The 12,817-nt window shown below is 70.1% G+C and carries 10 protein-coding genes; 5 read left to right on the top strand and 5 right to left on the bottom strand.

Annotated elements, in window-relative coordinates; translation table 11 throughout:
* Positions 1 to 26 precede the first annotated feature (26 nt).
* Together NRP21_RS12130 and NRP21_RS12135 are read left to right on the top strand one after the other, a co-directional pair.
* On the top strand, positions 27 to 2,375 hold the full coding sequence (locus tag NRP21_RS12130) for an ATP-binding protein (protein WP_257716456.1): 2,349 nt from the start codon (positions 27 to 29) through the stop codon (positions 2,373 to 2,375).
* Positions 2,376 to 2,382: 7 nt separating this feature from the next.
* Positions 2,383 to 2,856, top strand: a complete 474-nt coding sequence (locus NRP21_RS12135; RefSeq protein ID WP_257716457.1) for a response regulator — start codon at positions 2,383 to 2,385, stop codon at positions 2,854 to 2,856.
* A 12-nt stretch (positions 2,857 to 2,868) separates the two neighbouring features.
* Here NRP21_RS12135 and NRP21_RS12140 read toward each other — a convergent pair.
* Positions 2,869 to 3,815, bottom strand: a protein-coding gene (locus NRP21_RS12140) for an IS630 family transposase (RefSeq protein WP_408639617.1) whose coding sequence is annotated in 2 segments (ribosomal slippage) — positions 2,869 to 3,474 and positions 3,477 to 3,815 — 945 coding nt in all. Because the reading frame shifts where the segments join, the coding sequence is not laid out codon by codon here.
* Positions 3,816 to 4,137: 322 nt separating this feature from the next.
* Here NRP21_RS12140 and NRP21_RS12145 point away from each other — a divergent pair.
* On the top strand, positions 4,138 to 5,334 hold the full coding sequence (locus NRP21_RS12145; RefSeq protein ID WP_257716459.1) for a helix-turn-helix transcriptional regulator: 1,197 nt from the start codon (positions 4,138 to 4,140) through the stop codon (positions 5,332 to 5,334).
* Between the two features lie 496 nt (positions 5,335 to 5,830).
* Here the strand turns inward: NRP21_RS12145 and NRP21_RS12150 are convergent, their stop codons facing one another.
* Positions 5,831 to 6,718: a cation diffusion facilitator family transporter gene (locus tag NRP21_RS12150; protein ID WP_257716460.1), complete on the bottom strand. Its 888-nt coding sequence runs from the start codon at positions 6,716 to 6,718 to the stop codon at positions 5,831 to 5,833.
* A 27-nt stretch (positions 6,719 to 6,745) separates the two neighbouring features.
* Positions 6,746 to 7,318 (bottom strand): manganese efflux pump MntP, encoded by a 573-nt coding sequence (locus NRP21_RS12155; RefSeq protein WP_257716461.1) that lies wholly within the window; start codon positions 7,316 to 7,318, stop codon positions 6,746 to 6,748.
* A gap of 256 nt (positions 7,319 to 7,574) precedes the next feature.
* On the opposite strand from NRP21_RS12155, the gene NRP21_RS12160 reads away from it, so the two are divergent.
* Positions 7,575 to 8,591, top strand: coding sequence for an extracellular solute-binding protein (locus tag NRP21_RS12160; protein ID WP_257716462.1), 1,017 nt, complete (start codon positions 7,575 to 7,577; stop codon positions 8,589 to 8,591).
* Positions 8,592 to 8,606: 15 nt separating this feature from the next.
* Complete coding sequence (locus NRP21_RS12165; protein WP_257716463.1) at positions 8,607 to 10,283, top strand: ABC transporter permease; 1,677 nt, start codon at positions 8,607 to 8,609, stop codon at positions 10,281 to 10,283.
* Between the two features lie 385 nt (positions 10,284 to 10,668).
* On the opposite strand, the gene NRP21_RS12170 is transcribed toward NRP21_RS12165, so the two are convergent.
* Entirely contained in the window at positions 10,669 to 11,670 is a 1,002-nt protein-coding gene (locus tag NRP21_RS12170) for a Bug family tripartite tricarboxylate transporter substrate binding protein (RefSeq protein WP_257716464.1), read from the bottom strand.
* 70 nt (positions 11,671 to 11,740) lie between these two features.
* Entirely contained in the window at positions 11,741 to 12,790 is a 1,050-nt protein-coding gene (locus NRP21_RS12175; RefSeq protein ID WP_257716465.1) for a malate/lactate/ureidoglycolate dehydrogenase, read from the bottom strand.
* Between the last annotated feature and the right edge of the window lie 27 nt (positions 12,791 to 12,817).

The raw sequence follows: 12,817 nt of genomic DNA on the forward strand, positions 1-12,817 counted from the left end.
GCTGCCCCTACGTCCGAAAGCGCCTGATGACCGTCGCGAAGAATCATCCCGAAGCGCCGCCCCCGGCCCACCAGCCGCCCGGGGTGGACCTGACGAACTGCGACCGCGAGCCCATCCACATCCCCGGCAGCATCCAGCCCCACGGGCTGATCCTCGCCATGGCGGAACCGGACCTCACCATCGTTTCGGTCAGCGCGAACGTGGTTGACTGGACAAGGAGACCCGCGCCCGAGTTCGGTGGCCAGCCGCTTGAGGCGCTCCTCTCGGACGAGGGAGCGGCCGCGGTGCGGGGGGCGCTCGGCAGCTCGGACCCTGTGGGCGGCAACCCTTACGCGCTCAGGCTGCGGGGCCGGGAGGCGGAAGCCGAGTGGAACAGCATCCTCCACCGGCACGATGGCCTGGCCCTGCTGGAGATGGAGCCACGGGACGCGAGCGCGCTGTCCTACCGGGCCTGCTTCGACCATGTCCGCGCCCTGACGCAGCGGTTGCAGACCACCAAGACGCTCGCGGACGCCTGTGCCGCCACGGTCGCGGAGGTCCGCCGCATGACGGGCTACGGCTTCGTCATGGTTTACCGCTTCCTGGGGGATGCCTCAGGGCAGGTGATCGCCGAGGACCGGGCCGACGACATGCCCTCCTATATCGGGCTCCATTTCCCGGCCAGCGACATCCCCGCCCAGGCCCGCGCGCTCTACGTGCGGAACCCCAGCCGGAACATCCCGGATGCGGCCTATAGCCCGGCCGCGCTGGTGCCGGCGGCCGATCCCCGCACGGAGCGGCCGATTGACCTGAGCCAGGCCGGGCTGCGCAGCGTCTCGCCCATCCATGTCGAGTACCTGTCCAACATGGGCATGCGGGCCTCGATGTCGGTTTCCATCATCCGGGACGGCCAGCTCTGGGGGCTGATCTCCTGCATGGACCGGGAGCCGCGCTATCCAAGCTACGAGGTACGGCAGGCCTGCGAGCTGATGGCCCATGCCCTGGCCTGGCAGATCGGCGTCCTGGCGGAGGTAGAGGCGGCGAACTACAGGCTCCGCCTGAAGACGCTGCAGACGACGCTCGCGCTCGACATGGGCAGCGCGGCCGACGCGCACGAGGTGCTCCGCAACCACAGCCCGGCCCTGCTGGAGGCCGTGGACGCATCGGGCGCCGTGCTCTGGGCGGCGGGAACCATGACCCCGGTCGGACGGTTACCCCCGCAGGAGGACCTCGGCGGGTTGCTGACCTGGGTCCAGATGTCCATGCGAGGCGAGATCTTACACACCGACCATCTTTCCGCGTCCTACCCGGGCGGGGCGGCCCTAGTGGCGGAGGCGAGCGGCCTGCTGGCTGTGCCGCTCTCTCGCTCCGGCCAGGACATGATGCTGTGGTTCCGCCCGGAGCTGCCGCGGACGGTGCAGTGGGGTGGAGACCCGAACAAGGCCGCCACCCCCCAGGGCGCCGATGGCCGCCTGCACCCCCGCAAGTCCTTCGAGGCCTGGGCAGAGCAGGTTCGCGGCCGTTCCCGCCCCTGGGAACCCTACGAGATCGCGGCCGCCATGGAATTCCGCGACATGGCCGTGGATGCCATCGTGCGCCGCTCGGCCGAGCTGGAGCGCAGCAGCGCCGCCATCCGCCGCGTCGCCGACCAGCTGGAAACCTTCGTGCACGTGGCCTCGCACGACCTGCTGGAACCCGCCCGGCAGGTCGAGACGCTGACCGACATCCTCCAGGACATGATCCCGGCCGAGATCGCCGCCGACGAGGAGGTGTCGGAAGTCGTCAGCGGCATCCGCGGCGTTTCCGGGCGCCTTCGGCGGCTGATCGGCGACCTGGCCGACTACTCGCAGGTCGGCCGCCAGGCCCAGCCCTTCGAGCCGGTGGACCTCGACGACGTGCTGCGCGAGACGCGGGAGATGCTGGCCCGCCCGATCGCCGAGGCGGAGGCGCGCATCGTCGCGGAGAGCCTGCCGATGGTGGTGTGCGACAAGCGGCAGATCCGCCACGTCTTCCTGAACCTGATCTCGAACGCGCTGAAGTACCGCTCGCCCGCCCGCAGGCCAGTGATCCGCGTCTTCGAGGGTTCGGGCCCGGCGGGGCAGCCCATGAAGCCGGAAACGACCAAGGGTCTGGATCCGGCCGGTGCGCGGGCTGTGACGGTCTGCGTCGAGGACAACGGCATCGGCTTTCCCCCGGGGCAGGGCGAGAACATCTTCGAGCCGTTCCGCCGTCTTCACGGATCCGGTCGCTACGAGGGCACCGGTGTCGGCCTGGCGATCTGCCGCAAGATCATCGAGCGGCATGGGGGCTCCATCCATGCGACCGGGCGGGAAGGCCAGGGTTCCACCTTCTGCTTCGCCCTCCCGGTGCGCGGCTCCTATCCCTTGAACTCCTGAGGCGGCGATGCCAAGCGAGGCTCTTGTCGCGACGGACGAGAAATCGGTGCTCATCGCCGAGGACGACCGCTTCGACCAGCTCATCATCAAGCGCGCCTTCAAGGCGGCCCAGCTCAGCGTCTCCGTGCGCTTCGTCGAGCACGGGGAGGAGTTGCTGGCCTATCTCCGGAGCGGCGCGAGGCCGAGTGAAACGGGTGCCCTCACGCTGCCGGCGGTCATCTTCCTTGACCTGAACATGCCGGTCGTGGACGGCTGGGCCGCCCTGCGGGAGCTTCGGTCGGAGCCGCGCTGGGCAAACATCCCGGTCATCGTCATGTCCACCCTGACTCATGAGGACGACATCGCCCGCGTCTATGCGAGTGGGGCGAGCGCCTATTTCACGAAGCCGACGAGCTTCGACGACATGGTCCAGGCCATCCGCGCATCCGCCTCGCCGTGGTTGAAGCCGCCAGGATCAGACCCGGCGAGGCATATCCACTAGAGCGGTTTCCCATCAGTCTGGGTCATATCCGGCTGCGGCGAAGTAGTTGGCGCATTCGGCTGGGGTGAAGGTTGGGATGAGCCGACCGATGGTGTCCCAGAGGCCATCGACGGTGCGCTCGGCGGCTTTGCGGAGCAGCGCCTTCAGCTTGGAGAAGGCGTTCTCGATGGGGTTGAAGTCGGGACTGTAGGGCGGGAGGTAGAGCAGGCTCGCGCCTGCAGCCTCGATGGAGGCCCTGACGCCCGCGCCCTTGTGGCTGCCAAGGTTGTCCATGACGACGAGGTCCCCAGGTCGCAGCTCCGGCACGAGGACCTGGTCGACATAGGCCTGGAAGGCGCAGCCATTGATCGGGCCGTCGAGCACCATGGGGGCGAGCATGCCGGTGTTGCGCAAGCCGGCAACGAAGGTGGTGGTCTTCCAGTGTCCGTGCGGGATGCCGGTCCGCAGGCGCTCGCCCCGGGGCGCCCGGCCGCGGGTGCGGGCCATGTTCGTCGAGGCCCAGGTCTCGTCGATGAAGACCAGCTTGGTGGGGTCGAGATCAAGCTGGCTCTCGAACCACGCCCAGCGCCGCCTCAGGACGTCCGGCCGGTCCTGTTCCACAGCGTGGGCCGACTTTTTTTCCATGTCATCCGGCGCCGGTCGAAGAAGCGCCACAGCGTGCCGATCCCGGCCGACACGCCCGCCTTGGCCAGTTCGGCCCGGATCTCCTTCAGCGTGATGTCGGAAGTCCGCTCGACCAAGCCCAGGATCAGTGGCGCATGCGCCTCGATCCGTGCCGTTCGGCGGTCCCCGCCGAGTGGCCCTGGTGCGACCGAGCCCGCCTCCCGCGCCAGCGTTGCCCAGCGGATCGCGCTCGACGCGCTCACCCCGAAGCGGACCGCCGCCGCCCGGCAGGACGCACCCGCGGCGATTGCTGCCACCACCCGCTCCCGCAAATCCATCGACAGCGCCTTCGACATGCCCCGGGCCTCCTCGCCAGGAACACTGCATCACCTCGCCACAACTTCGTGGATCACAAGCGATTCAGTCAGGCCGGAAACCGCTCTAGGCTCCGGAGCGCGGGGCCTGGGTTCCGGCTGCTGATGGCCGCTCCTTGCTCTTGCACCATCCTCCTCGGGGGATAAGCAGGCTGGATCTGGCCAGAAGGGTTCGCGAGCGAGAAGACCCTACCCGTCGCTACCACCGTCGCAATCATTGTCATCGCGGGCTGTCCCTCCCTCCCTCCGCCGACCTTGGGATAGGCCGATCGTACCGGCCGCGATACCATCCCCAGGGATTCGGATGGGTGAGGGCCCGATGGAGTTCGGCGACGCGGCGGCGGCCGCGCTGATCCGATCGATCTATGACGCGGCCATGGCGCCTGGCGACGGGGGCAGCTCCTGGCAGCAGGTCCTGGCATCGGTCCAGGAGGCCGGAGAGGGGGACGCCAGCCTGCTGCAGGTCAGGGGCCGGACCCTGGACCAGACCTCCGTCATCGCGGCCGGCAACATCGATCCCGTGAGCGCCAAGCTTTACCAGGATTATTATTACTCGCGCGACCTGTGGGTCACCCGCTACCCCAAGGGCAGGGACATGGGGGGCGCCACCCTGAGCCAGGATTTCGTCCACGAGGACGAGATGCGGAACTCCGAGATCTACAACGACCTGCTGCTCCCCCATCTGGGCGGCCTCTTCTACAACTTCGGGGTGGCCGACCACGTCTCCCCGACGGAGGTCGTGCTGCTCGGTGTGCAAAGGAAGCACGGGCGAGGGGCGTTCGACCGGCGCTCGGCAGCGTCCTTGGAGGCGGTCTGGAAGCACCTGCTGCACGCGATGCGGCTGCGGTCGGGCATGGGCCTGCTCAGGGCGGACCTCGACATCGCCCTCGGGGCGCTGGACGCGCTGGAGGCGGCCGTCCTGGTGCTGAAGGAGGGCGGCGTCATCGCCCTCGCGAACCTGCCCGCACGGCGGCTCCTGGACCGCCAGGACGGGATAAGGAGCGCCCCAGGCGGTCGCATCGCGCTTCGGCAGCAGGCGGAGCAATCGCGGCTGGACGCGATGGTCGGCCGGGCGCTGGCGGCGCAGCTCGGCACAATCGCCGCTTCCCCGGACGGGATCATGCTCGTGAGCCGGGATGGTGGCCGGGCGCCGCTCTCCTTGCTCGTCGCGCCCTTCAAGCCAGGACGGCGCGAGGCGGCCGAGCGACAGCCGCCGATGGCTCTGGTCTTGGTGTCAGACCCCGATCGCCGGGCAGTTGGGCTGGGCGAGCTTGCCGCGCAGCTCTACGGCCTGACGCCCGCCGAGGGGGCGATGGCTGAGGCGCTGGCAGCGGGCCATTCCCCGGAGGAGATCGCCGAGAGGCGGGCGGTGCGGATCTCGACCGTCCGCACGCAGATCCAATCGATCCTCTCCAAGACCGGCACCACGCGGCAGATGGAACTGATGCGGCTGTTGCTGACACTCCCCCAGGGAAGGCGGTATTCGCCGGATGGGGACTGACGGCCCAGCGGCCATCCCGGCTGCCCAGTAATTCGCTGGATTAGGGGCACAGGCCTCCGGCCAGATGAGGCCGACTTGGGAAGCATGAAGCCTAGCTGGCCAGCCTGTCAGGCGCAGGCGGCGTGCATCGCCGACAGCGTCGCGCTCTTTGTCGCGCTCGGTGGCGGCAGTCCTGACGCGGCAGGGATGGAAGCCGGTGCAGCACGGCCGCAGGCGGGAGGCGAGCCGGGATGATGCCGTCGGGAGGAGCCGTGCCGAGGGGAACGGCGCAAACAATGAGGCGCCTGCACTCAGGCGAGGACCTTCCGCCGTTTCACGCAGTCGTCCGGGCCGGCAGCTTTTCCGGTGTGGCGCAGAGCTTCGATGCTCCCCTGACCCTCGTGCCGAAGCGCCCTCTCAGGTCAGCCGGCGGGCAGCCCTGTTTGGTCCCGGCACAAGCGGTCCGTTCCGGGGCTCCCTCTTCCCCGCAGCCGGTGGACCACCAGCGACGCCGCTGTCAGATGACGGGCACGCCGCGTTGCTGTGCCTCTTCTTCGGGTTCCATGTGGATCGTGACCACCGCGCCCTCGATCTCGGCGCGGAGGGCTTCCTCCATGCGGTCCGAGATCGCGTGGGCCTGGCGCAGCGGCATGTCGCCCGGCAGGACGAGGTGGCACTCGAGGAAGGTGGTGTGGCCGACATGGCGCACGCGGAGCTCGTGCACCTCGATCGCGCCCTCGGCGGAGCTGGAGAGGATGCCGCGGAGCCGCGCCAGGGTCTCCCGGTTGGGCGCGGCGTCCATCAGGCCGCCGACCGACTCCCGCACCAGGCCCGTGCCGCTCCAGAGGATGTTCAGGGCGACCACCGCGGCGAGGGCCGGATCCAGCCAGAGCCAGCCGGTCAGCGGCACGAGGGCAAAGCCCAGGAGCACGCCGGCGGAGGTGAAGACGTCGGTGAAGAGGTGCTTGCCGCTGGCGACGAGTGCAGGCGACCGGGCGGTCCGGCCCGACCGGACCAGGACGGCGCCCCAGACCCCGTTCGCGGCCGTCGCGGCGGCGCTGACCGCCATGCCCAGGAACGACGCGTCGAGCGGTTGGGGGTTCAGGAAACCGCCGAGGGCCTCCCGCATAATGGAGAGGGCCGCGAGGATGATCAGCACGCCCTCCAGCACCGCCGAGAGGTACTCGGCCTTCCCGTGCCCGTAGGGGTGGCCCTGGTCCGCCGGGCGGCTGCCAACCCAGAGGGCGAGCGTCGCCGTGCAGGCCGCGACGACGTTGATGATGCTCTCGAGCGCGTCGGAGTAGAGGGCGACGCTGCCCGTGATCCACCAGGCCGCGAACTTCGTCGCGAGGACGGCCACGCCGACGCCGATGCTGTAGAGGCCGAAGCGAACCGTGCGGGTCATCGCGTTCTCGCGGGAGGAGAGGGTCGGTCAGCCGACCGAGAGGTGCTCGACGAGGATGCCGATCCCGATCCCCACGAGGCAGAGGCCGCCCAGCCCCTCGGCCCAGCGGCCTAGCCTGCCGCCGACCAGCCGCCCGACGAGCATCCCCGCTGTGGCGAGGACGAAGGTGGCAAAGCCGATGGTCCCGGCGACCAGCATGATGTTGATGTCGAGGAAAGCGAGCGAGACGCCGACCGCCATGGCGTCCAGGCTCGTGCCAATGGCAGTGGCGACCAGAACCCCGAGCGCGTGCCGCCGCGGGCGCACGTGCCCGACCTCGTCCTTGCCGGGTTTGAGCGCCCCGAGAATCATGCGCCCGCCGATCGCCCCCAACAGTCCGAAGGCGATCCAGTGGTCGATGGCGGCGATGTAGGCGCTCGCGGCGAAGCCCAGCAGCCAGCCGAGGATGGGGGTGATTGCCTCCACGCCGCCGAAGATGACCCCCGTGCGCAGCGCCTCGGCGAAGCGAGGCCTCTCCAGGGCAGCGCCCTTGGCCAGCGATGCAGCAAAGGCGTCCGCCGACATGCTCAGGGACAGCACGGCAATGGTGGCAGGCGTCATGGCACGATTCCGTCGAGTGCCGACGCCAATAGACGGCCGGATCGAAACCATCAATATATGAACAGTTGTTTGATTTGTTCATATATGACGTCGGTCGGGTGAGACCCCTCTCCGAACTGGAATAGCCCTCAGGCGATGGGCCATGCGACTTCACCAACTTTCCACAGCAGATCAGTTGACTATCATTCTCATCCTATTGCCCCTGTTACCGGCTCGGTACAGATTACGGCCCGTTCATCTCAGCAAGGCCAGCACCATGATCCGCCCGCGGAGTGCCCTCTTCGCCCTTTCCTTGCTCCTGGCTCCGGCCGCGGCACAGGCCGCGGAGGTCAACCTCTACACAACACGGGAACCGGGCCTGCTGCGCCCCCTGACCGAGCGCTTCACGGCCGAGACCGGCATCCAGGTGAACACCGTCTTCGTCCAAGGCGGGCTTGCCGAGCGTCTCGCCGCCGAGGGCAGCCGGTCGCGCGCCGATGTCGCCATGGTGGTGGATGTGGGCAACCTCATGGAGCTGGTGGACCGGGACCTGGCCCAGCCCGTCCGGTCCGGGGTGCTGGAGGGCGCCATCCCCGCCAACCTGCGCGATCCGCAGGGCCGCTGGTTCGCCCTCTCCACCCGCGCCCGGGCCATCTACGCCTCGCGTGAGCGCATCCCGGAGGCCGAGGCCGCGAAGCTGACCTACGAGGACCTGACCGATCCGCGCTTCAAGGGCCGGGTCTGCATCCGCTCCGGCCAGCATCCCTACAACACGGCCCTCTTCTCCCACCTGATCATCGAGCACGGCGAGCCCTGGCTGCGCGACTACCTGACGAAGCTGAAGGCGAACCTGGCCCGCCGCGCCGCGGGCGGCGACCGCGAGGTGGCGCGCGACATCATGGCCGGGATCTGCGACGTGGGGGTGGCGAACACCTACTATGCAGGCCTCATGCTCTCCGGCCGGGGCGGGGACGAGCAGAAGCGCTGGGGCGAGGCGGTGCGCGTGGTGCTGCCCGCCAATGAGACAGCCGTGAACCTGACCGGCGCCGTCGTCACCCGCCACGCCCCGAACCGGGCCGAGGCGCAGCGCCTGCTGGAGTTCATGGTCTCGCCCGAGGCGCAGACCGTCTACGCCAACGCCAACTTCGAGAACCCGGTGCGCCCGGGCACGCCGACGAACCCCATCGTCGAGGGCTTCGGCAGCCTGGCCCCGCGGGACGTCTCCATGCCGGAGGTTGCGGCGCGCCGCACCGCCGTCAGCCGCATCGTGGACGAGGTCGGCTTCGACCGCTGAGGGACGGCCGGCCGCTTGAGATTTTTCCGGCCCGGCGCGGCCGCCAGCGTGGCGCTCGTCGCGCTGCCGGTCGTCGCCCTCGTCCAGGCTGCCATGTGGGGCGCGGGGGACCTCTGGCCGCATCTGGTCCGCCATGTCCTGCCCCAGGCGGCGGTGGAGACGGCTCTGCTGCTGGCCGGCGTCGGCGCCGTGGTGGCAGGGGTTGGCGCGGGCACGGCCTGGCTGGTCTCCTGCTACCGCTTCCCGGGCCGGCGAGTGCTGTCCTGGGCGCTGATCCTGCCGCTCGCCCTGCCCACCTACGTCTCCGCCTATGCTTGGCTGGACGTGATGCACCCCGCTGGGCCCGTGCAGTCCGGGCTTCGCGCCCTGCTGGGACTGACGGATCCCCGCGACATCCCCTTGCCGGAAATGCGATCCCTGGGCGGGTGCGTCCTGGTAATGGGAAGCGTCCTCTATCCTTACGCCTACCTTGCGGCCCGTGCCGCCTTCGACACCCAGGGGGCGGACCTGCTCCGGGCGGGGCGGAGCCTGGGCGCGGGCGGCTGGCGGCTGCTCCGTTCCGTCGGTCTCCCCATGGCCTGGCCCGCCATCGCCGCGGGGACCACCCTGGCCCTCCTGGAGACGCTGAACGACGTCGGCGCCGCCGAATTCCTCGGTGTCCGAACCCTCACCGTCTCGGTCTATGTCACCTGGATCACGCGCTCCTCGCTGGAGGGAGCGGCGCAGATCGCGCTGGCCCTCCTCGTCCTCGTCGGCCTCCTCCTTGCACTCGATGGCTGGGCGCGCGCCCGGGCACGGGGCGGTCAGGCCGTGCGGGAGATGGTGCGACCGGACCTGGCACCTCTGCCGGCAGGGCGCGGGCTCCTCGCGGCGCTGCTCTGCGCCGTGCCGGCCTTCCTCGGCTTCGTGGTGCCGGGCGGGTATCTCCTCTGGGCGGCGTGGCGGCGCGTGGCGGAGTTCGGGCTGCCGCCGGCGCTGGGCGCATGGATCGCCAACAGCGTGCTCCTCTCGGCCATCTGCACCGCGCTGGTCCTGCCTTCGGCACTCCTCCTCGCCTCCAATGCGCGGGGTGACGGCCGGCCGGAACGGCGCGGGGTTCTGGATCGTGCGCTCCTGCGGCTCAGCATGTTCGGCTACGCGTTACCGGGCGGCATCGCGGCCGTGGGGATGATCGTGGTGCTGGGGGCAATGGATGAGATGACGGAGGGTCTGGCCCGCTGGGTGCCCGCCCTCTCGGGAACGGTCGGTGCCGTCGTCCTCGCCTACTACGTCCGTTTCCTCGCTGTCCCCGCCGCTGGGCTGGACGCGGCCTATCTCAGGATCCAGCCGCAGGTGGACTGGTCCGCGCGCTCCCTCGGGGCGGGGCCGTGGAAGACCTTGACCCGCATTCACCTGCCGCAACTCCTGCCCGCCCTATCGGCCTCGGCGCTGCTGGTCTTCCTGGACGCGATGAAGGAACTTCCCGCTACCCTGCTGCTTCGGCCATTCAACCGGGAAACCCTGGCTACCGCCCTCTACGCGGAGGCCGCGCGCGGCACCTACGAGGAGGGCGCCGTGGCAGCCCTGGCTCTGGTCGTGGTGAGTCTGCCGGTGATCATCCTGCTGGCCACCGGTGGCCGCAGCAGGAAGACGCCTAGCATACGTGGCGCTCAGCGGGATCCTGTCGGGCCCGCCAAGGAGCATTCACCGTAAGCCCGAAGGGCACGGGAGATTGCCTCCGGCCAATGACGGGTCCAGCCGGCACATCGGGGTGGGCGGGTTGTGCAACCACGTTCCATGAGCTGGCCCACGGCCGGATCTTCAGAGAAGCCCGCCGGGGCGGCCAGGAGCAGGCCGGCACCTCGAAGCCGAGCCCCTCCAGCCGCGCGCGGGTCGATGCGTCGCGCAGCGCGGCGACGAGGGCCGCGTTCACCTGCCGTATCAGCGGTGCGGGCGTTCCCGCGGGCGCCATGATCGCCTGCCACGAGGACACGACGAGGTCGGGCAGCCCGGCCTCCGCTGGGGTGGGCACCTGGGCAGAAGGCGGGATCTCGCCGGTGCGGTGATCAGCATGGCGCGCGGCCGCATCCCGGGGACCTCATCCCTCTCGCCAGGGCTTCTCCTGCCACAGCTTCCGGAACTCCGCCTCCCGGCCGAGCGTGAAGGCGCGGTACTCGTCCCCGACGATCGAGCGGATCGGCATGCCCAGCCGGTCTGCCTCCGTCAGGAAGGCCGGATCAGCCAGGACGGTGCGGAACGCCTCCACCAGCCGGCCATGGATCTCAGCGGGCAGGCCGGGCGGACCGCAGATGCCGCGCTGGGCTCCGCCGCCGGAGAGGGCCACTCCCGCCTCCTGCAAGGTGGGCACCCCTGGCGCCTTGTGCCAGCGCGCGGCACCGGCCTGGGCGAGGCAGCGGGAGCGGCCGTCAGTCAACCCCTCGTAGCCCTCGCTCATGTTGTAGGAGCCGAAGTCGAGGTGGCCGCCCAGCAGAGCGGTCTGCATGGGCGAGGAGCTGTTGAAGGGGACATGCACGAAGCGCGTGCCCGGCGCCTTCTGCGCGATGTCCAGGACCAGCAGGTGGTCGTCCGAGCCGACACCCGTGGTCCCGTACGAGAGCCCCTCCGGCCTAGTCCGCGCGGCGTCGACCAGGTCCGCCATGCTGCGATAGGGGGATGCGGGGCGTACCCAGATCCCGCCGGGATCATCCACGACGTTGGCGATGAAGCTGAACTCGCCGGCTCTATAGCGAGTGGGCCGCTCGATAGGGATGGTGACCAGGGTGGGAGAGGTGACGACCGTGAGCAAGTAGCCGTCCGGCCGGGCGTTGAAGACGAACTCGTTGCCGGTCTGGCCGGACGCGCCCGGCCGGTTGGAGATGATGAAGTTCGAGCCGGGCAGGAGCTTCTGCACATAGGGCAGCGTGGCACGCGCGATAAGATCGCTGCCGCCGCCGGGGGTGAAGGGCACCACCACCTCGATCGGCCGCTCGGCGGGCCAGGCGCGCTGCGCCAGGGCCGGCGAAGCGAGCGCGGTGCCGAGGGTTGCCGCCCCCAGGGCGCGCCGCGTCATGCCCGCGGGTAACGGATGCTTCTCGCCCATCTCTTCCTCCCTCTCCGGCTTCTCCGCCGGTTCGTTCCGGGCGCGCAGGGGCGGCCCTTTCCGGTGATCCTCAGACGGCTTTCAACACGACTCCCACGCTTGCCGCCGCTTTGCCGATCTCGCGCCAGGTCGTGGCGTCCACAGGGATGCCCTCCGCCAGGCGCCGGGCGCGGCTTGCGCGCTCCGGGTCCCCGGCGACCATCACCGGCCGATCCGGATCGATCGACGCCGCGGTCTTCATGTGCGCGACCACCGCCTCCACCTCCCGCGCGAACCAGGGTAGGTCCACCACCCGGCCGGGATCGATCACGATCGCTGTCATGCCGTTGATGATCGCCGGGTCCGCGGCATCCGCCCGCTGCGCGGCTCCGCCCCCGGCCAGGGCCCCGCCCAGCAGCTCACAGATGAGGGACAGGCCGGAGCCCTTGTGCTCCCCGAAGGAGAGCAGCGCGCCGCGCGGTCCCTCCCCGTACAGCACCTCCGGGTCGGTGGAGGGCTCGCCCTCATGGGTGATGATGGAGCCGGGCGCGACGTGGCGCCCCTCGTTACGCGCCACGCGCACCTTGTTCAGCGCAATCCGGCTGGTGGCGAAGTCGAGCACCACCGGCGCATCGCCGTGCGGCACGGCGATGCAGATGGGGTTCGTACCCGTCCGCGGCTCCCGCCCGCCATGCGGCGCCACGCGCGGCGCGCCAGAGATACCATTGACGAAGGCAAGCATGATCAGCCCCGCTGCCGCCGCCTGCTCGCCATAGCTGCCAACGCGCCCGATATGGTGCACGTTCCGCAGAGCCAGCAGGGCGAGGCCGCTCTCCTTCGCCGCGCCGATGGTCCAGTCCGTCGCCTCCCGCGCAACCACCTGGCCAAAGCCCATGCCGCCGTCCACCACCGCGATCGTGGGATCCTGCCGGAGGAATTCGGCGTGGCGGTTCGGGCGCAGGCGGCCAGCGCCAATGTTGCGGATATAGGCCGGCAGCACGCCCACGCCGTGGCTGTCATGGCCGCGCAGGTTGGCTTCGACCAGGTGGTCGGCGACGATCGCCGCCTCCTCCGCGCTGCTGCCGGCGCCGCGCAGGATGAGGTCTGTCTCAGCGCGCAGTTGCTCCGCCTGGATGAGCATGCCGTTCGTTCCTCCCCTTGTCGCGCC

It is taken from the genome of Roseomonas populi, assembly GCF_024594815.1.
GTDB classification, from domain to species: domain Bacteria; phylum Pseudomonadota; class Alphaproteobacteria; order Acetobacterales; family Acetobacteraceae; genus Roseomonas; species Roseomonas populi.

What these genes read in the sequence shown, in the direction of transcription:
- NRP21_RS12130 (WP_257716456.1), top strand. Translation starts at nt 27, where the DNA reads ATGACCGTCGCGAAGAATCATCCCGAAGCGCCGCCCCCGGCCCACCAG.
- NRP21_RS12135 (WP_257716457.1), top strand. Translation starts at nt 2,383, where the DNA reads ATGCCAAGCGAGGCTCTTGTCGCGACGGACGAGAAATCGGTGCTCATC.
- NRP21_RS12145 (WP_257716459.1), top strand. Translation starts at nt 4,138, where the DNA reads ATGGGTGAGGGCCCGATGGAGTTCGGCGACGCGGCGGCGGCCGCGCTG.
- NRP21_RS12150 (WP_257716460.1), bottom strand. Translation starts at nt 6,718, where the DNA reads ATGACCCGCACGGTTCGCTTCGGCCTCTACAGCATCGGCGTCGGCGTG.
- NRP21_RS12155 (WP_257716461.1), bottom strand. Translation starts at nt 7,318, where the DNA reads ATGACGCCTGCCACCATTGCCGTGCTGTCCCTGAGCATGTCGGCGGAC.
- NRP21_RS12160 (WP_257716462.1), top strand. Translation starts at nt 7,575, where the DNA reads ATGATCCGCCCGCGGAGTGCCCTCTTCGCCCTTTCCTTGCTCCTGGCT.
- NRP21_RS12170 (WP_257716464.1), bottom strand. Translation starts at nt 11,670, where the DNA reads ATGGGCGAGAAGCATCCGTTACCCGCGGGCATGACGCGGCGCGCCCTG.
- NRP21_RS12175 (WP_257716465.1), bottom strand. Translation starts at nt 12,790, where the DNA reads ATGCTCATCCAGGCGGAGCAACTGCGCGCTGAGACAGACCTCATCCTG.